Genomic DNA, 18,334 nt, shown 5'->3' with positions numbered 1-18,334 from the left:
CAGTCAACCTGCGCTGCACCCGACGATATCTACCGCATGGTTTGCGCCAAGCACTGTGATCCGAACTTCGGACCGGTCCAGCGCAAACGGGCCGCCTGAGGCGTTGATGATCTCGGACCGGGCGATCAATGTATTGCCCCGCCGATCCGTATCGGATTGCGACGCCCAGAGCGTTGGATTGCCGGGTTCGATCACGGCCACTTCGGACCCACCTGCTGACGGCATGGTGATATGCGCTTCGATCTGCATTCCGTCCTTAGTGGGCGTCAGTTGACAGGTTGCCTCGGCTACTCCTGCCTCGCGCTCGGAGAACGGGCGCTGGGCCAGAGCTGCGGCAATTGCGGGGTTGCGTCCGGCATTGGCGTCCAGCGTGTGGTCGAAACCCAAACGGCCCGGCACGCAGACATCCTTGCACACACCCAAATCCATCTCACCCCGCAGCCGTACCGGCTTGGCAGGATTTTTGGGGGTGATCTCAACGGGCAGGACCAACTGGTCCTCATACCCGATGGATTGCAGTCCATTCTGATCAAAGACCTTCGGTGCGGGCCACGTGATGGCGATGTCACCGACATTGCGGGATTTGCTCCAGTCGAATTGGGGCGGAATGCCCGCATCGCCCGGCGCGCGCCAATAGGTTTTCCACCCGTCCTTCAATGTCAGGCGCAACGCGCCCTGATAGGTGCCGTTGTCGGATTTGCCACCATCGAGCACATCCAGCTGAACCAGCTGTTCTACGCCTTGCGCAAAGACCGCAGCGACCGAGTAGAGGCTTGCAGACAAGGCAATAGCGACAGATTTACAGAGTGTCTTCATATCGGAAAGATGCGCATTCTGACTGGGAATGCCAAGTCACGTTCCGGTCACCGATGTGAAATACACGGAAATCCCGGCTGATCCCTTGCCAATACCCGGCCCACGGGGTCATTCTAGGGTAAACCTGAGCGCAAGAGATGCCTGCTGATGGACCTTACAGGAAAACTGTTGATTGCGATGCCTGGCATGGGCGATCCGCGATTCGAGCATTCGGTCGTCTATGTCTGCAGCCATGGGGACGATGGCGCGATGGGATTGATCGTGAACAAACCCTCGGACCTGCGGATCAAGACCCTGCTGGAACAGCTCAACATCCCCTGCCGCATCCCGGTGGTGGGGGAACGTCTGGTTCAGTTCGGTGGTCCGGTCGAGATGTCGCGCGGCTTTGTCCTGCACAGCGCGGATTACGAGGCGAATCTGCATTCGATGCAGATTTCCGATGATTTCAGCATGACCGCGACACTGGATGTACTGGAGGATCTGGCCACGGGCAAAGGGCCGCTGAATTCGATGCTGACGTTGGGCTATTCTGGTTGGGGACCGGGTCAGCTTGAGGATGAGATCGCGATGAATGGCTGGTTGACGACCGAGGCGTCCTCGAAACTGGTTTTCGACGTACCTGATGACGAAAAGTGGGAGGCTGCTTTGGCCACGCTGGGGGTTGATCCGTTGACACTCTCTGCCAGTGCGGGCCGAGCTTAATCGCGCGGAGCCGCTGCACGGCGCAGGCGGTCGTTGATGGCGGCGCCTAATCCGTGATCGGGAATCGGCGATACTGCGATCGGACGACCTGTTTCGTTTAGTGTGTGCAGTGCCGCGAACAGGTTGGCAGCCGCTTCGGCAAGGTTGCTGCATTCGGACAGGTTCAAATCACAGGCAACCGGACCAAAACCCAACAGAACTTCGGCGCCTTGTATGGCTTGCGCGTTCAGGCGAACGGGCGCGTCTGGCGCGTAGTGGGATTGCAGCTGCCCCGGTGCGGTCAGCAGATCGCCCGGCTGGTGATGGTGCAACTCGGTCTGCAGAACCTCTTCGATCTGTTCCAGCGCGATACCACCCGGACGTAACAGAGCAGGGGCTTCGGCCAGACCTATAATGGTCGATTCAAGCCCGACACCGCAGGGCCCATCATCCAGAATTGCGGCGATGCGTCCCTCTAGCCCGGCCCGGACATGCGCCGCCGTGGTCGGGCTGATTTGACCCGAAGGGTTGGCCGAGGGGGCCGCCACCGGGCCATCAAACGCTGCCAGCAATGCCCGCGCGGTAGGGTGAGCCGGCACACGGACAGCCAGGGTATCCAAGCCCGCGGTGACAAGTGAGGAAATCCCATGGCCAGCGCGCAGAGGCAGAACCAGTGTCAACGGTCCGGGCCAGAAAGTATGGGTCAGCCGATCGGCCTGATCGTTCCATTCGACGAACCGTTTCGCGGTTTCGGTTGAGGCGACATGGGCGATCAACGGGTTGAAGCTGGGTCGCCCCTTGGCTTCATAGATTGCAGCCACGGCCTCTCCATTGCGTGCATCACCTCCAAGGCCATAGACGGTCTCGGTCGGGAAGGCGACCAGCAGCCCCTGCCGCAACAGGTCGGCGGCTTTTGCGATGCCATCGGCGTCTGCGGAAAGGTCTTGGGTGCCGAGAAAGGTCATAGATCGTGACGCCGCGTTTTGGTTGCTTGCAGTTCAGGTAACGGTAGGTAATCGTGCCAGCCCAGATGAATACCGGCGTGGGGCCGGGATTCCAACCCCACGGAACAAACATGCCAGACTCGGAGGGAAACCATGCCCTATCGCGCCCCGATCTCAGACTATGAATTCCTGTTCCGCAATGTGATCGGTTTTGACCAGATCGCCGCGACCGAGACGTTCTCGGAAGCCAGCGAAGATGTGGTCAGCGCCATTCTGACCGAGGCTGGAAAGATGTGCGAAGAAGTCATGGCCCCGCTTCAACGGCCCGGTGATCTGGAACCCGCCCGGTTGGAGAACGGTGTTTTGCGAACGTCGCCGGGCTATGCGGAAGGGTGGAAAGCAATCGCTGAAGGCGGCTGGATCGGGATGAGCGGTGATCCCGAATTTGGCGGCATGGGTCTGCCCATGACCATGACCACTGCTGTGAATGAGATGATGAGCGCGGCTTGCCTGTCGCTGCAATTGGCCCCGTTGATGACGCAGGGCCAGATCGAGGCACTTGAGCATCACGCGAGCGATGAGTTGAAAGCACTCTACCTGCCTAAGATGATGACGGGTGAATGGTCTGGCACTATGAACCTGACCGAACCACAGGCCGGATCGGATGTAGGTGCGCTGACTTCGAAGGCCGAGGATAATGGCGACGGCACCTATTCAGTGACCGGCCAGAAAATCTATATTTCGTGGGGTGATAACGATTTCGCTGAGAATATCTGCCATCTGGTGCTGGCCCGTCTGCCCGATGGCGTGCCTGGAACCAAAGGGATTTCGCTGTTCTTGGTGCCGAAATACATCCCGGATGAGAATGGCAATCCCGGCGTGGCAAACGATCTGAAAGTCGTGTCGTTGGAACACAAGATGGGCCTGCACGGATCCCCCACCTGCGTGATGCAATATGACGGGGCCAAGGGTTGGCTGATCGGCAATGAACATGGCGGAATGGCCGCGATGTTCACCATGATGAACAACGCGCGCCTTGGCGTAGGTGGACAGGGTGTGGGCGCGGCCGAAGGGGCCTATCAGCACGCGCTGGCCTATGCGTTGGAGCGCAAGCAGGGCAAAACGCCCTCTGGCACGATCATCGACCACGCGGATGTGCGCAGGATGCTGATCTCGATGCGTGCGGATGTGTTTGCCGCCCGCGCGATCATGCTGGCGAATGCCGCTGCGATTGATATGGCGCAGGCCACGGGTGATGCGGACTGGGCTGCACGGGCGGCGCTGCTGACCCCGATCTGCAAGGCGTTTGGCACCGAGACCGGTATGCGCGTGTCTGAGACCGGGGTGCAGGTGCATGGCGGCATGGGGTTTATCGAAGAAACCGGGGCTGCGCAATATTACCGCGATGTCCGCGTGACCGCGATCTATGAAGGCACCAACGGCATTCAGGCCATGGACCTTGTGGCCCGCAAGATGATGGACGGGGGTGAGGCGGCCTCGAACCTTCTGGATGAGATCGAGGATCAGGCCGAGAAGGCCCGGGCCAAAATGCCCGAACTGGCCGGTCCAGTTTGGGAAGCTTCCGAGTCGCTGCGGGAAGCCACCGAGTGGCTTGTTGCGCAGTCGGACATGAATAACCGGTTTGCCGGTGCGTCCGCGTATCTCAAAGCCTTTGCGCGGGTTCTGGGGGGGCACTACCATTTGTCTTCGGCTCTGGCCGATCCCGATGGGCCGCGTGCAAAACTGGCACGTTACTATATCAACGCGCTGCTGCCGGAACATTCCGGCTTGCTGGTGCATGCCCAGAACGGGGCGGATGACATATACGCACTTAGCGTCGAAGAGTTGGCGGTCTGATGGATGGCGAGGCTCCGCAGGTGATGCGATATCCGTGGCCGGAACCGCCTACCCCCGGCGAGTGGGTCGAGGTCGCGGAAGGGGTTTTGTGGATCAGGCTGCCTCTGCCCATGGCGCTGGATCATGTGAATGTCTATGCGTTGGATGACGGCGATGGTTGGACTGTAGTCGACACGGGGCTATCCTCGAACAAGACGCGCCGCATCTGGCAGACTCTGATGGAAGGGCCCTTGGCCGGTAAGCCTGTCCACCGGGTGGTTGTTACACATCACCACCCTGACCACGTTGGCAATGCAGGTTGGTTCCAGTCCGAACACGGTGCCGAACTTGTCACCAGCCGCACGGCTTGGCTGTTTGCCCGCATGCTGACGCTGGACGTGCAAGAGAACTGGCCGAAGGAAACGCTGGATTACTATCGCAGCGCCGGAATGGATGCGGATGTGCTGGCCGGCCGTATGGCCGAGCGTCCGTTCAATTTTGCCGACACTGTGTACCCGATGCCGCTGGGCTTTACCCGGATCAAACAGGGCGATGTGATCTGCATGGGAGGCCGCGACTGGGATGTGCATATGGGCAATGGTCACGCACCTGAACACTGCACATTCTGGAGCCGCGATGACAATCTGGTTCTGACCGGTGATCAGATTCTCAGCTCGATCAGTTCGAATCTGGGTGTCTATGCGACCGAGCCGATGGCTGACCCCGTGGCCGATTGGCTTGAGGCCTGCGAACGTCTGCGACCGCTCGCCCGACCCGATCATCTGGTTTTGGGCGGGCACAAGCTGCCCTTCACCGGACTACCGATCCGCATGCGTCAGTTGATCGACAATCATCACGGCGCGCTCGAACGTCTGTTGAAGGATCTGGATCAGCCCAAAACCGCTGCGGATTGCTTTGCCCCGCTGTTCAAGCGCCCCATCAAGGGTGGGGAATACGGCCTGGCGTTGGTTGAGGCGGTTGCACATGTGAACCATCTCTACCACATTGGAGCGGTCACCCGGACGCGGCGCGCGGACGGGGCGTGGGTTTATCAGCGCAAAGGGTAGAGTAATGGACAAGATTGAAACTTCGGCTGAGGCCGCAGAATCCGCAGCTTTGCCGCGCTGTTACGAGGTTCATGCCAACCCGGAAACGGCCTCGGGCAACAAAGACTTGCCAAAGCCTCTGCAAAAGCCGGTCGAATCCAAAAGCCCGGCGCAATGGGCTTATGAACGGTTGATCCTGTATATACAGAACTTCGAGAAAACGCTGGATGGCGATCACGAGGTCGCGATGGGCTTTACCGGAGGTGACGCGGGTGTGATGCGTATTGAAGGCATGGGTTATTTTGATCCGGACATCATTACCTTTTATGGCTCGGATGGCGGCGGAGCAAAAACTCAGCTTGTCCAGCATGTCAGCCAGTTGAACGTGATGCTGCGTGCTTTGCCGAAAACGATCGAAGATAAACCAGCCAATCGCATCGGATTTCGGCTGGCGGCTGATCTGGAAGACAGCTAACGCGCACTCTTGCAATTCACGCTTTCGCAGCCTTGAATGAGATCATCATTCAGGAGGGTGCCGCGTGACCAATTTCTCAGCCGTTACAAATGCCTATCGCGGTGCGTGGGCCCGGCGGCGGGTCTTTGTGCCGATCTATCTGGCCGTACGGTTGTTGTTGGTCGCGCTGATCGCCCCGGGCGTGGCCATTGCGGTCAATTTGGCCGTTTCGCTATCGGATCAGTCTGCGCTAACGGATCAGGACATTGCGATGTTCCTGCTTTCGCCTGCGGGGTTCATCGCGGCGGTTGCTGTGCTCAGCCTGTTCCTGCTGGCCGAGGTTTTTGTCTTTTCGGTCATGGCCGGTTCACTTCGCATGGGTGAAAGCGACCCGTGGCGGGCAGGCAGTGCCTCGATCCGGTTGATCCTGGGGCGTCTGCCGGCGCTTTTTGGATTCGCCGTACGGTTCATTCTGCGGGTTTTACTGTTGGCGCTGCCCTTTGTTGCGGTCGCCGGAGTGATTGCTTGGTGGACGCTGACGGAATACGACATCAACTATTACCTCACCTTCCATCCACCTTCGTTCTGGGTAGCGGTGGTGCTGATCGGTTTTGTCGTGCTGTGTCTGGCCTGGGCTTTGATCCGCAGGCTTTCGGCCTGGGCGCTGGCGCTGCATCTGGTGCTGTTTGAAGATTGTAAGCCTGCCGAGGCCTTCTTGATCAGCACGAACCGGATGGAGGGCAAACGTGGGCGCCTCAAGATAAGGCTGGGCCTGTGGCTTGCCCTGCGTCTTGCCATCGCTGCGTTGATCGCAGGTGTGGCTGGGGTGCTATTCGACATTGTACCGCTGCAAGAGGGCGCCAACCTGCGCTTTGCGCTGATCTTCAGCTTCATCGTTGCAGGCCTTTGGTCATTGGCAGGGCTTGTGCTGGCTGCCATCGCGCTGGGCGCGCTGGCGGTTCTGCTGGACAGTTTCTTTGATACGCTGGGTCGCGAAGTTCCACATCCGGAACCCGGCAATCTGCGCGCGCCGCTTTACGCAGTAGTCGGCGGTGCGGTCATTGCCTTGTTGATAGGGCTATGGTCTGGACAGGAGCTGCTGGAAAAGGTTCAAGCTCCGGATCATGCCGATGTGATCGGCCACCGGGGTGCGGCAGCGTTGCGGCCAGAAAACACCATGGCGTCGGTGTTGAAAGCCATCGAGGACGAGGCCGATTGGGTTGAGATCGACGTGCAAGAGACCGCGGATGGCGTTGTCATCATTGCCCATGATAGCGATTTCATGAAGCTGGCAGGCGTCCCGATAAAAGTCTGGGACGCAACGATGGAGGATGTGTCCGAGATCGATATAGGCAGTTGGTTCGGTCCGGAATACGCCTCGGAACGTGCGCCCACGCTGCGCGAGGTGCTTGAGGCAGCCAAGGGTAAGTCCAAGGTCATTATCGAGCTGAAGTATTACGGCCATGACGTTGATCTGGAAAACCGCGTCGCCGCGATTGTCGAAGGACTGGATATGCAGGATGACATCGCCACAATGTCGCTGAAATACCCGGCCGTACAGAAGATGAAAACGCTACGCCCCGATTGGCGGGCTGGTGTTCTGGCCGCCACTGCGATCGGTGATCTTTCTGGTCTTGAGGGCGATTTCGTGGCCGTGAACGCGGCGACGGTTTCGCCGGGCCTGATCCGTTCGGTCCACGACGCGGGTAAGGATATCTATGTTTGGACGGTGAATGACCCGCTACAGATGTCGGCCATGGCCTCGATGGGCGTCGACGGGCTGATCACCGACCGTCCTGCGATGGCCCGCGAAGTGCTGCGCATCCGCGCCGAGATGGGGCCGGGCGAACGGCTCATGCTGTGGCTTGCGACGACATTCGGCCTGTCCGTCGACACCACTGAGATGCGCGATGAAAGCCCTTAAATCCGCCTTTCTTCTGGCTTGGTGCGCGTTACCCGCAATCGGACAAGACCTTATGCGCAACGTCGAAATGCCTGCGCACCGGGTGTTGATCGATACCATTGACGGTTCGGAACTGACCCCGTTTGAATCCGACGGATGCTCTGGTGGATTGTCGTCGAGCTGGCGCTTGGTCGCCGAAACCTTTCCCAAGTTCAGCCTGCTCTACGAGGCGCACCCACCCTGGGAATACTGCTGCGTCACCCATGATCGAGCCTATCACAACGCAGGCGGTGCGATGCAGGCCGATGCCAGTTTTGACGCCCGCCTGTCTGCTGATGATGCGCTGCGCGCCTGTGTCAAAGATCACGGCGACACCCAGGCAGACGTATATGCGGAACGCTATGAGATGACGCCGGATCAGATCCGCTCGGTTCATTCGATCACCTCTGAGGCGATGTTCATGGCAGTACGCTTTGGCGGCGGCCCTTGCAGCGGGTTGCCCTGGCGCTGGGGGTTCGGCTTTCCCGGATGTTCGGTTTTTGCCACACCTGCGCGCGAATGACGTCGTGACAGGCCCCGAATTTTACATTATCCAACATTTCAAACACGCGAATTGGGAATCTTTGAAAACATGGCTGATCACAAGCACGGCGAGATGGACATCACCGTTCAAACCAAAACCTTTGACGGGTTTGTCAAATTCACCACTTGGTTTGCGGTGGCATGTATCTTCCTCTGCATCTTCCTAGCGGTTTTTGCCGCCTAATCCGAACCAGAGGCATTTTCCCGTGTTCAGGATACTGATAGCCTGCCTGCTGGCGGTAACGGTCGCTGGCTGCGCTGGTTCGCAGCGCCCGCAAGCCGACCAATCCGAAATCGTTGCCCAGTCCTATCGTGACCCTGGGCCATCGACTCTGACGCTCTATACTATGATCAATACGCGGACGGGATCCGGCGCGCATACTTCGTTGATGATCAGCGGCAGCGAGCGGGTGATCTTCGATCCTGCCGGATCGTTCCGGGCGGATGTGGTGCCGATCAGGAACGATGTGCTGTACGGTATCACACCCAATGTCGAGCGCGCTTATCGCAGCAGCCACGCGCGCGAAACGCATTACGCGCGGGTCCAGACCATCGAAGTGACGCCTCAGCAAGCCGAGATCGCGCTGCAGCTGGCCAAGCAGATGGGGCCAGTGGCGGGGGCGTTCTGCGCAAACTCGACCTCGGAGCTGTTGCAGCAGGTCCCGGGGTTTGAGCAGATCAGCACGACCTTCTATCCAGTGAAACTGTCGGATCAGTTCGGTCAGATACCGGGGGTTTCCACCACTGAATATCGTGAGAGTGACTCGGCTGATTTGCAGCAGGGACTGGCCGCAAACAACGCGCGGCTCAATCAGCTTGAAGCGGCTTCAACCAACTAAATAAAGCAGACCATAGAGCGTGGCGGCCCCGGTAAAGATTGCGGCCAGAATGTTTTTGGTGGCGTATCCCACTGTCAACGCAATTGCAGCAGCGGCCATACGTGGCAGATCCGGTTGTCCGTCCGTGGCCGAAGGCCAGACCACAAGTGGTGCGATCAAGGCTGGGATAATCGCCACGGCGGTATAGCGCAGATGGCGCAGCAACCAGGGTGGCATCGGGCGATCTCCGACCAACCCGATGAAGGTAAACCGCAAAAGATAGCTTCCGATCGCCAGACCGACAATGATGATCCAGATGGTGGTAGTGTCGATCTGCGTCATGATTTGGTCCGTTCCAGCATCAGTTCGGCTTGTGCGCCGGCGATCATACCCGCCGCACCCGCGATCAGAAGGCCAAGGTTGAACGGCACTGCTACGGTGAGCAGCGCCACCACGATCGCAACCAGCGCGGCGACCACATGTGCCAGCGTGCGCATCATTGGCCCAATCATGGCCAGAAAGGTGATCGGCAAAGCGAAATCCAGGGCCCAGCTTTCCGGTATCTGCGTGCCCAGAACGGCGCCCAGATACGTGCCCAAAATCCAAAGTGGCGTGATCGGTGTGACCGATCCGACGAAATAGGTCATGCGTTGTTGCACGGTCATGTCAGGCTCGTTCTCGAACCGCACGATCGAGCAGGCATAAGATTGATCGACGATCAGATAGGCGGCACAGGCGCGTTGCCACAGCGGTGCCGCCCCCAGATAAGGCGTCAGAGAGGCCGAATACATCGCCACCCGCAGGTTGACTGCCAATGCCGAGATCAGGACGATCACAGTGGGCGTATTGTCCTGCAGCAACTGCAGCGCGGTGAATTGCGCGGCTCCGGCAAAAACGGTTGCTGAAAATGCCATGGTCTGGACAACATCCAATCCGGCTTCGGTGGCGAATACGCCGAACAGAAGGCCGAAGGGCACCGCGATGAACACGAATGGCGTGCCGTCGCGAAATCCTTTCCAGAAATATGACTTGGATGTGGCGGAGGCCATGGCTAAATCCTATGGTGATGCGAGCAGCAGTAGCCGTCTTGTGAAAGGGTTGCAATTGGCCACGGAAATCGACCCGTCAGACTATCTTATCGCGCCTGATCCGGGCGCGGCACGGTTGACCCGTGCGGTTGAGGGTGTCGATCAGAACGGTGAGGTCAGCAGGATCTCGGTGGTCGAGGAGCGCCCGCTGACGATCTTTCTCAATTCGCAGGAAATCGTGACGGCGATGACCATCGGCGACTATCCCGAGTATCTGGCGCTGGGGTTTCTGCGCAATCAGGGCATGTTGCTTGCAGATGACGAGATTACGCGGGTCGATTATGACGACGATCTGGAAACCGTGGTCGTGCGCACTGCGCGCGAGACCTCGTACGAGGACAAGCTGAAGAAGAAAACCCGCACAAGCGGTTGCGCCGTGGGCACCGTCTTTGGTGATATGATGGAAGGGCTTGAGGATGTGCGCCTGCCACAGGTCTCGGTGCGTACTTCGTGGCTGTATGATCTGGCCGCCAAAATCAATCGCACCCCGTCGTTGTATCTGGAGGCCGGCGCGATTCATGGCACGGTATTGTGCCGTGAAAACCGCCCACTGGTCTATATGGAGGACGTCGGCCGCCATAACGCCGTAGACAAGATTGCGGGTTGGATGTTGTCCGAGGGTGAGGGCGCAGTGGACAAGATCCTCTACACCACGGGTCGTCTGACCTCGGAAATGGTGATTAAAACGGCGATGATGGGCATTCCGGTTCTGGCCTCACGGTCGGGCTTTACCGCTTGGGGTGTCGAGATCGCGCGCGAGGTTGGTCTGACCTTGATCGGGCGGATGCGCGGACAGCGGTATGTGTGTTTGTCCGGAGAGGATCGTCTGGTGCGTGACGTTGATCCGGCGACGGTAGCCATTGAAGACAAGAAACACCGCAGAAAGAGTGCAGAGCATTGATTGACCCTTGGTGGATCGTGATCGCAGTTTCGGGGTGGATTGGTTTGGGCATCTTTATGTTGACGGTGCTTTGGAAGACTTGGACAGGGCTAAGCAGGTGCTTGGGGCTTATGTATGCCAACCATTTGATGGTGCTGCGAAAGTTCGGGTTTCCCGCCCAAAACCCCATGTCCAATACATTGAGCTTGTCAAAAGGCTACGGGCGGACCCGTATTTTTCTTAAGCTTCTGATTTGGGGCGCGCCCCAAATTTCTGAAACGCCAAGAGAGGCGTACATGGCGATCAGGTCAGCCCGAATTTGGTCAGCTCTTGGCGTGACTTTCTGGGTTTTGGCTTTCACCGGGCTGAGTTTTCTGGCGATCGAGTTTCTATGGCTATTCATTGCAGGTAACGTGATCTATCTGATGATTCTGAGGCCTGCCCCATGGAGATGATATGCCTTCAACCAAACCTCTCGGAGTGATCCTAGCAGGCGGTCTCGCCACTCGGATGGGAGGGGGCGACAAAGGGATGTTGCAGATCGGCGGGGTTAGCTTGCTGGATCGCGTGATAGAAAGGCTGCGCCCTCAGGTGGACGGTCTGTCGTTAAATGCGAACGGGGACGCATCGCGATTCTCTGAGTTGGGCTTGCCCGTAATTGCAGACTCGATCGAGGGCTTTGCTGGGCCGCTTGCCGGTGTTCTCGCAGGTCTCGATTGGGCGGCAGAACAGGGTGCACAATCAATCGTGACGGTTGCAGCGGATACGCCGTTCTTTCCACGAGATCTGGTGAATCAACTGGTACTTGCTTCCGCAGGGCAGAAACACCCACTCGTTCTTGCCACCACGCTGCGTACCGGTGATGAGGCGTTGAAATCTGGCGGCTCTAAGCGGGTTAATCGACACCCGACATTTGGCCTGTGGCCTGTGGCCCTGCGTGATGATCTGCGAACGGCGCTTGAGGGTGGTTTGCGTAAGGTTGTTATTTGGACAGACCAGCATGAGGGTCGCGAGGCATTGTTTTCCACCGACCCGTTCGATCCGTTCTTCAACGTCAACACGCCCGAGGATCTGGGCCGCGCGCAAGCTATGCTGGAGCAGGTATGAGGGTCTTCGGTGTCACCGGTTGGAAAAACGCAGGCAAAACCGGGTTGATGGAACGGCTGGTGGCCGAGATCACCAGCCGGAGCTTCACCGTTTCGACCGTCAAACATGCGCATCACAGCGTTGATGTCGACCAGCCCGGAACCGATAGCCATCGGCATCGTATGGCAGGCGCAGCCGAAGTGCTGCTTGCATCGGGCCAGCGCATCGCTCTGATGCACGAGTTGCGCGGCGCGCCAGAACCCGCGCTGGATGTGTTGCTGGACCGCCTGTCGCCGGTCGATCTGGTGTTGATAGAAGGGTTCAAGAGCGCACGCCATCCCAAGATTGAGGCCTTTCGTGCCGAACCAGGCAACCCCCTGATCGCCCTCGATGACAACACGATCCGCGCTATCGCCAGTGACACGCCGTTGGATCTGGATCTGCCGATCTTCGATCTGGACGATACGGCGGCCATCGCAGATTTCATCCTCGGGGAGGTCGGGCTATGAGCAAACCGGATATCGCGCCTCCGCCCTTGCGCAATGATTGCTTTGCCCTGCCCGCAGGAGTGAACTGGACACCCGTTGACGAAGCTCTGGCGCTGTTGCGGGACAGGTTGACTGTGGTGACCGGGGTCGAAACCGCGCCACTGAGGCAGGCAGCAGGTCGTATTCTGGCCGGGGATGTGTTGGCTCAGCGCTCGAACCCGCCGCAGCCCAACACGGCGGTCGATGGGTACGGATTTGCCGGGGCAGTGCCTGAAGGTCCCTGCGTTTTGCCTGTGCTTCAGGGCCGGGCTGCAGCGGGGTTTCCATTCGCGGGCGAGGTTCCGCAGGGATACGCGCTGCGGGTTCTGACCGGGGCTGCCCTGCCGAAGGGTGTCGAAACCGTCATACTGGAAGAGGACGTGACCCTTGAGCTTGGCCACATTGCCTTCCGCGGCCCATTGAAACAGGGCGCAAACACGCGAAAAGCAGGTGAAGATGTGGTTGAAGGCGCGTTGGCGCTGCCCGCCGGGCGGCGGCTGACTCCGGCAGATATGGCGCTGCTGTCTGCGGTGGGCTTGGCTGAGGTTTCCGTGCGCAAGGCGCTGCGCGTCGGTGTGTTGTCGACCGGGGATGAACTGGTCGAACCCGGCGATGCCGCTGGTCCAGGTCAGATTTACGATGCCAACCGTCCGATGCTGCTGTCTTTGGTTGAACGGATCGGGTTTGAAGCCGTCGATCTGGGGCGCGCCGAGGATGACCGCGCGGCCCTGAGCCGGCATTTGGATTGCGCAGCGCAGCGGGTGGACGTGATCGTGACCAGCGGAGGTGCTTCTGCCGGGGATGAAGATCATGTCTCGGCCTTGTTGCGCGAGGCCGGGGCGATGCATGAATGGCGCATCGCCTTGAAACCCGGACGGCCTTTGGCACTGGGGATGTGGGATCAAACACCAGTGTTCGGACTGCCGGGCAATCCGGTGGCAGCAATGGTTTGCACGTTGATCTTTGCTCGCCCTGCGCTGAGCTTGATGGCAGGTGAAGGCTGGCAAGAGCCGCAAGGGTTCGAGGTGCCCGCCGCGTTCGCAAAGCGTAAGAAACCGGGTCGCCGCGAATATCTGCGCGCCCGCATCCGCGGAGGACAAGCCGAGGCGTTCCATTCGGAAGGGTCGGGCCGGATCAGCGGGTTAAGCTGGGCCGACGGGCTGGTTGAAATTGGCGACGGCGCCCGTGAGATCAAGCCAGGTGATCTAGTACGGTTCATACCCTACGGGAGTTTTGGACTTTAATCGAATGTTCCCGCCACGCGTCCCAGCAGCATGAAGGCCCGTGCCGTGCGCGTCTCGCTCAGGGCGGTCAGTTCGGCATCGCTGGCTTCGGGTTCGAATTCGACGATCATGTGGTCAAATCGGCGCAGGAAATGGTGGGCTGCATCGCGAAAGATCGGGTCCTGCTTCATCCGTGCCGCCGTCAGCGCCAACGACGACCGGTCCCGAATACCGCCCAATGCTGCCACTGACCGACCGCGCGCACCTTGGGCAAACTGACGCCAGATCTCTGGCCGGGCCATGTCGGGGCGCAGATCGTCCATATAGATGCCTTCCTGGCTGAGCAGCGTCAAAACATCCTGCGAGGCCTGCACAAGTTGCGATGTTTTGCGATCTTTCAATGCAAGGCGCAGAGCATCGAAACCCTTTTCGTCGCTCTGAGTTTCTGGAAAATTCAGAGCACGGATAAAGATGTCCGTGGGCAAAGGGGGCGTAATCTCTTCTGCCGATGTGCCCAGCTCCAGCGAGGTCTGATTGCCGGGTTCGATCAAGCGCCTGCTGGCACGTGTGGGCTCGGCACGATTGGTCGAAAACGTTGCCAGTGCACTTTCGGTCTTTTTGGCGCTTTCGGCAATTTCATCCAGTTTCTTGCCGACCGTTGGTTCATAGGTGCTGGCGGCGCGCTGCTGCTGGACCACATAGCTGTTGCGGATCGCGTCGATGGCGGTTTGCAGACGCGCACTTTCTTCACGCATGACACGGCTGGCGCGCATCGCCAGAGCGGCAACCCAGATCATTGCCACCGGCATGAAGACCGCAAGAAAAGTGACGATGAAACCGCCTTGCTGCGCGCCGGGCAGCACCAGAAACACCACCGACACCACCAGCCAAATCACGCTGAGTGCTGCCGCCGCGATCTCGATCTCTGTGACCGAAGGACGCTCGGGGCGGTCGTAGATGCCCAGCGATGTTGGTTTCTCGATTTCCTGCTCGGGTTCGGACCCTGACATAACAAACGCTCCGGTCAGGCGTATTCGATACTCAGAACTTCGTAAGACCGCTCGCCGCCGGGGGTGCGGACCTCGACGCTGTCGCCTTCTTCTTTGCCGATCAGGGCGCGGGCGATAGGGGATTTGATGTTCAGAAGGCCCTTTTCGATATTGGCCTCATATTCACCCACGATCTGCCAGGTTTTTTCTTCGTCGGTATCTTCATCAACCAGCGTCACCTTGGCGCCAAACTTGATCGCACCCGACAGCTTGGACGGATCAATGACATCAGCCAGTGACAGGATGCCCTCAAGCTCTTTGATGCGGCCCTCGATGAACCCCTGCTTTTCGCGCGCTGAGTGATATTCGGCATTCTCTTTCAGGTCACCGAGTTCGCGTGCAGTAGCAATTGCTTCGATGATGGCCGGGCGCTCGACGGATTTCAGGTTTTTCAGTTCCGCCCCGAGCGCGGCATTGCCCGTAGGCGTCATGGGAATCTTTTCCATAGTCTTGTCGTCCACGCAGAAATTGTTACGCCCCGCCGCATGGGTCAGCGTCGGGGCGAAGGATGGGTTGGCAATTACCTGACCCAAATGAGGCGTGAATTGCAAGAGGGGAGGCGCGCGTTGTTAGTAAACTTGCGAGTTAGCGCCGCCTTTGAGGGGATTGGGTGCGCCTATGGCGCTGCCCCAACAGTTCCCCGCGTCGCCAGCGACTGGCCTCGTGTCCAAGCCACAGCATCTCAATCATATTGAACCACTTCGAACTCAATGCCGTTGTCGTCGCGGAAATAGAAGCGTCGCCCGGGCTCATAATCAGCGTGGTTGTGCGGCTCGAATCCCGCTTTACGAACCTCTTCCTCGGTTGCATCAATATCTTCGACCAGCACACCTACATGGTTCAACCCGCCGAGGACGTCGTAGCTGCTTTCGCCCGATGATTTGGGGTCGTTGGGGGCATAAAGCGCCAGATAGGTGTGTGTACTGCCCACGTGCACAGTATAGCCGCCAGCAATTGCCGGGCCTTCCCAGCGGGTTTTCCAATCGAAGACTTTCTGCATCCATGCTGCAGATGCCTTTGGGTCACGGACAGTGAAATTGGTGTGCTCTAGCGTAGCCATCATGGGTTCTCCTTCCAAATTTAGCGCTTGTCTCAACTCACCGTAATTTCTAAACCTAACTTTAGGTCAAGATATTTTTTGGAGCGAATGTAATGGCTGTTTCCGAGGGGCTGGCGATTGGTGCTTTGGCACGGCGCACAGGGTTGGCTGTGTCCGCGATCCGGTACTACGAGGCACAAGGTTTGATATCTCCGTGGCGAAACGCAGGCGGGCAGCGACGGTATCAGCGCGCTGATATCCGGCGACTAAGCTTTGTGATGATCGCTCAGCAGTTCGGTCTGACGCTGCCGGAAATCCGAGAGGTGCTTTTAGAACTGCCGGGAAATCGCACACCGACGCCGCAAGACTGGAAAAACATCAGCGCAGGATTGCGTGCCCATCTGGATCAGCGAATCGATACGCTGATGCGACTGCGCGACAATCTGGATGGATGTATCGGATGCGGCTGCCTCAGCCTGCCGAAATGCAAGCTTTATAACCCCGATGACAGGGCAAAATCCCATGGTAGTGGTCCCAGATACCTTATGGGTGATGCACCAGAGGCGTGATGTGTCGAATAGCGGCATTGTTACGCCGTGTTTCGATTGACCAAGGTCTTTCCGACCATGTAATCAGCCGTGAAACAATATTGCGCCGACCACGCAGTGAAAGCGCCAATTCGGAAAGTTAGCTAAGGAGCCCGCGATGGCCGAGATTGAACGCGAAGCGATGGAATACGATGTAGTTATCGTGGGCGCAGGTCCTGCGGGCCTGTCGGCGGCCATCCGTCTGAAACAGCTGGATGGTGACCTGAACGTCGTGGTTCTGGAGAAGGGCTCGGAAGTAGGTGCGCATATCCTGTCGGGCGCGGTACTTGATCCCTGCGGGCTGGACGCGCTGATCCCGGACTGGAAGGAAAAGGGCGCGCCGCTGAACACGCCGGTCAACGAAGACAAGTTTTACATGCTGGGTGAAGCGGGCCAGATCCGTATCCCCAACTTTCCGATGCCGCCCCTGATGCACAACCACGGCAATTACATCGTCTCGATGGGGAATGTCTGCCGCTGGATGGCTGAGCAGGCTGAGGAACTGGGCGTAGAGATTTTCCCGGGCATGGCGTGTTCCGAGATGGTGTATGGAGATAACGGCGAGGTTAAAGGTGTTGTGGCCGGTGTATTCGGCCTTGAAGCGGACGGCTCTTACGGGCCGAACACTGAACCGGGGATGGAACTGCACGGCAAATATGTCTTCCTGTCGGAAGGCGTGCGTGGCTCACTGTCTAAGGAAGTCATCGCCAAATACGATCTGTCTGCTGGTAAAGAAGTGCAGAAATACGGCGTTGGCATGAAAGAGATCTGGGAGGTCGACCCGGCCAAGCACAAGGAAGGCAGCGTCACGCACACCATGGGCTGGCCTCTGGGCAGCAACGCGGGCGGCGGATCGTTCATCTATCACCTTGAAAACAATCAGGTCTATGTCGGTTTCGTGGTTCACCTGAACTACAAGAACCCGCATCTGTACCCTTACATGGAATTCCAGCGCTTCAAGCATCATCCGATGGTTGCCGAGCTGCTGAAAGGCGGCAAGCGGGTGGCCTACGGTGCCCGTGCGATCACCGAGGGCGGGTATCAGTCGATGCCAAAACTGGTCGCACCGGGCGTGGCGCTGCTGGGCTGTTCGGCGGGCATGGTCAACGTGCCGCGCATCAAGGGTAACCACAACGCCATGCTGTCGGGCAAGGCCGCAGCTGAGGCCGCTTTCGATGCGATCAAAGCGGAACGTTCAGGTGACGAGTTGACCGCGTATGAAGCGGATGTACATGAAGGTGCGATCGGCAAAGACCTGAAGAAGGTTCGCAACGTCAAGCCGATGTGGTCGAAATGGGGTTTGATGCCCTCGCTGGCGCTGGGCGGTCTGGACATGTGGACCAACACGTTGGGCTTTTCGCTGTTCGGGACGCTGGGTCATGGCAAGAACGATGCGGAATCGACCGAGGATGCCAGCAAGCATCAGCCGATCGACTATCCAAAACCCGACGGCACGCTGTCCTTTGATCGTCTGACGAATGTTTCGTTTGCGGCGACCAATCACGAGGAAAGCCAACCTTGCCACCTTCGGCTTGCCGATCCTGAAATTCCGGTCAAGGTCAACCTGCCCAGGTTCGATGAACCGGCGCAGCGCTATTGTCCGGCGGGCGTCTATGAGATGGTCGAGGATGAAGATGGCCCGCGATTCGTCATCAACTTCCAGAACTGCGTCCATTGCAAAACCTGCGACATCAAGGATCCCAGCCAGAATATCACCTGGACCACGCCGCAGGGTGGTGACGGGCCGAACTATCCGAACATGTAGGCAAGAACAG

22 protein-coding genes are annotated in these 18,334 nt (G+C 58.7%); 15 read left to right on the top strand and 7 right to left on the bottom strand.

The window, feature by feature from the left end:
• Positions 1-3: 3 nt before the first annotated feature.
• Positions 4-816: a protein-disulfide reductase DsbD domain-containing protein gene (locus BLU89_RS11545; RefSeq protein ID WP_074736993.1), complete on the bottom strand. Its 813-nt coding sequence runs from the start codon at positions 814-816 to the stop codon at positions 4-6.
• A 147-nt stretch (positions 817-963) separates the two neighbouring features.
• Between BLU89_RS11545 and BLU89_RS11540 the strand changes: the two genes are divergently transcribed.
• Complete coding sequence (locus tag BLU89_RS11540; RefSeq protein ID WP_074736992.1) at positions 964-1,518, top strand: YqgE/AlgH family protein; 555 nt, start codon at positions 964-966, stop codon at positions 1,516-1,518.
• On the opposite strand, the gene BLU89_RS11535 is transcribed toward BLU89_RS11540, so the two are convergent.
• Positions 1,515-2,462 (bottom strand): L-threonylcarbamoyladenylate synthase, encoded by a 948-nt coding sequence (locus BLU89_RS11535; protein ID WP_074736991.1) that lies wholly within the window; start codon positions 2,460-2,462, stop codon positions 1,515-1,517. The genes BLU89_RS11540 and BLU89_RS11535 overlap by 4 nt on opposite strands.
• Before the next feature lie 132 nt (positions 2,463-2,594).
• On the opposite strand from BLU89_RS11535, the gene BLU89_RS11530 reads away from it, so the two are divergent.
• The 7 genes from BLU89_RS11530 to BLU89_RS11500 all read left to right on the top strand — a co-directional run bounded on the left by BLU89_RS11530 (position 2,595) and on the right by BLU89_RS11500 (position 9,101).
• Positions 2,595-4,298, top strand: coding sequence for an acyl-CoA dehydrogenase family protein (locus tag BLU89_RS11530; RefSeq protein WP_074736990.1), 1,704 nt, complete (start codon positions 2,595-2,597; stop codon positions 4,296-4,298).
• On the top strand, positions 4,298-5,344 hold the full coding sequence (locus BLU89_RS11525; RefSeq protein ID WP_074736989.1) for an MBL fold metallo-hydrolase: 1,047 nt from the start codon (positions 4,298-4,300) through the stop codon (positions 5,342-5,344). The genes BLU89_RS11530 and BLU89_RS11525 overlap by 1 nt, the downstream gene beginning before the upstream one ends.
• A 4-nt stretch (positions 5,345-5,348) precedes the next feature.
• The gene (locus BLU89_RS11520; RefSeq protein ID WP_074736988.1) at positions 5,349-5,798 is read left to right on the top strand and encodes a DUF6173 family protein; all 450 of its coding nucleotides are present in this window, start codon (positions 5,349-5,351) and stop codon (positions 5,796-5,798) included.
• A gap of 64 nt (positions 5,799-5,862) precedes the next feature.
• On the top strand, positions 5,863-7,701 hold the full coding sequence (locus tag BLU89_RS11515) for a glycerophosphodiester phosphodiesterase (protein ID WP_074736987.1): 1,839 nt from the start codon (positions 5,863-5,865) through the stop codon (positions 7,699-7,701).
• Positions 7,688-8,242, top strand: a complete 555-nt coding sequence (locus BLU89_RS11510) for a hypothetical protein (RefSeq protein WP_074736986.1) — start codon at positions 7,688-7,690, stop codon at positions 8,240-8,242. The genes BLU89_RS11515 and BLU89_RS11510 overlap by 14 nt, the downstream gene beginning before the upstream one ends.
• Positions 8,243-8,311: 69 nt before the next feature.
• Positions 8,312-8,446 (top strand): aa3-type cytochrome c oxidase subunit IV, encoded by a 135-nt coding sequence (locus BLU89_RS11505; protein WP_074736985.1) that lies wholly within the window; start codon positions 8,312-8,314, stop codon positions 8,444-8,446.
• A 22-nt stretch (positions 8,447-8,468) separates the two neighbouring features.
• Complete coding sequence (locus BLU89_RS11500) at positions 8,469-9,101, top strand: hypothetical protein (RefSeq protein ID WP_074736984.1); 633 nt, start codon at positions 8,469-8,471, stop codon at positions 9,099-9,101.
• On the opposite strand, the gene BLU89_RS11495 is transcribed toward BLU89_RS11500, so the two are convergent.
• Positions 9,090-9,422 carry an AzlD domain-containing protein gene (locus BLU89_RS11495; protein ID WP_074736983.1) on the bottom strand — a complete coding sequence of 111 codons (333 nt, stop codon included), beginning with the start codon at positions 9,420-9,422 and terminating at the stop codon, positions 9,090-9,092. The two genes, BLU89_RS11500 and BLU89_RS11495, sit on opposite strands and share 12 nt — an antisense overlap.
• Positions 9,419-10,129, bottom strand: a complete 711-nt coding sequence (locus BLU89_RS11490) for an AzlC family ABC transporter permease (protein ID WP_074736982.1) — start codon at positions 10,127-10,129, stop codon at positions 9,419-9,421. The genes BLU89_RS11495 and BLU89_RS11490 overlap by 4 nt, the downstream gene beginning before the upstream one ends.
• A 49-nt stretch (positions 10,130-10,178) precedes the next feature.
• Between BLU89_RS11490 and BLU89_RS11485 the strand changes: the two genes are divergently transcribed.
• The 5 genes from BLU89_RS11485 to BLU89_RS11465 all read left to right on the top strand — a co-directional run bounded on the left by BLU89_RS11485 (position 10,179) and on the right by BLU89_RS11465 (position 13,905).
• Positions 10,179-11,069 carry a formate dehydrogenase accessory sulfurtransferase FdhD gene (locus BLU89_RS11485; protein WP_074737120.1) on the top strand — a complete coding sequence of 297 codons (891 nt, stop codon included), beginning with the start codon at positions 10,179-10,181 and terminating at the stop codon, positions 11,067-11,069.
• Between the two features lie 275 nt (positions 11,070-11,344).
• The gene (locus tag BLU89_RS21555) at positions 11,345-11,503 is read left to right on the top strand and encodes a hypothetical protein (protein ID WP_176797698.1); all 159 of its coding nucleotides are present in this window, start codon (positions 11,345-11,347) and stop codon (positions 11,501-11,503) included.
• Position 11,504: 1 nt separating this feature from the next.
• Complete coding sequence (gene mobA, locus BLU89_RS11475; RefSeq protein WP_074736980.1) at positions 11,505-12,155, top strand: molybdenum cofactor guanylyltransferase MobA; 651 nt, start codon at positions 11,505-11,507, stop codon at positions 12,153-12,155.
• Positions 12,152-12,643, top strand: a complete 492-nt coding sequence (gene mobB, locus BLU89_RS11470) for a molybdopterin-guanine dinucleotide biosynthesis protein B (protein ID WP_074736979.1) — start codon at positions 12,152-12,154, stop codon at positions 12,641-12,643. The genes mobA and mobB overlap by 4 nt, the downstream gene beginning before the upstream one ends.
• A complete protein-coding gene (locus tag BLU89_RS11465) occupies positions 12,640-13,905 on the top strand; it encodes a molybdopterin-binding protein (protein ID WP_074736978.1) in 1,266 nt (421 codons plus the stop codon). The genes mobB and BLU89_RS11465 overlap by 4 nt, the downstream gene beginning before the upstream one ends.
• On the opposite strand, the gene BLU89_RS11460 is transcribed toward BLU89_RS11465, so the two are convergent.
• From BLU89_RS11460 to BLU89_RS11450, 3 genes are all read right to left on the bottom strand, one after another.
• Positions 13,902-14,894 (bottom strand): hypothetical protein, encoded by a 993-nt coding sequence (locus BLU89_RS11460; RefSeq protein WP_074736977.1) that lies wholly within the window; start codon positions 14,892-14,894, stop codon positions 13,902-13,904. The two genes, BLU89_RS11465 and BLU89_RS11460, sit on opposite strands and share 4 nt — an antisense overlap.
• A 14-nt stretch (positions 14,895-14,908) precedes the next feature.
• A complete protein-coding gene (gene greA, locus BLU89_RS11455) occupies positions 14,909-15,379 on the bottom strand; it encodes a transcription elongation factor GreA (protein ID WP_074736976.1) in 471 nt (156 codons plus the stop codon).
• 236 nt (positions 15,380-15,615) lie between these two features.
• On the bottom strand, positions 15,616-15,996 hold the full coding sequence (locus BLU89_RS11450) for a VOC family protein (protein ID WP_074736975.1): 381 nt from the start codon (positions 15,994-15,996) through the stop codon (positions 15,616-15,618).
• 89 nt (positions 15,997-16,085) lie between these two features.
• Here BLU89_RS11450 and soxR point away from each other — a divergent pair, with 89 nt between their 5' ends.
• Together soxR and BLU89_RS11440 are read left to right on the top strand one after the other, a co-directional pair.
• A complete protein-coding gene (gene soxR / locus BLU89_RS11445) occupies positions 16,086-16,541 on the top strand; it encodes a redox-sensitive transcriptional activator SoxR (protein WP_074736974.1) in 456 nt (151 codons plus the stop codon).
• Positions 16,542-16,677: 136 nt separating this feature from the next.
• The gene (locus BLU89_RS11440) at positions 16,678-18,324 is read left to right on the top strand and encodes an electron transfer flavoprotein-ubiquinone oxidoreductase (RefSeq protein ID WP_074736973.1); all 1,647 of its coding nucleotides are present in this window, start codon (positions 16,678-16,680) and stop codon (positions 18,322-18,324) included.
• Positions 18,325-18,334: the final 10 nt, after the last annotated feature.

Source organism: Ruegeria halocynthiae (assembly GCF_900106805.1).
In the GTDB taxonomy this organism is placed as follows: Bacteria; Pseudomonadota; Alphaproteobacteria; order Rhodobacterales; family Rhodobacteraceae; genus Ruegeria; species Ruegeria halocynthiae.
This window is presented reverse-complemented; position numbering and strand designations above follow the sequence as displayed.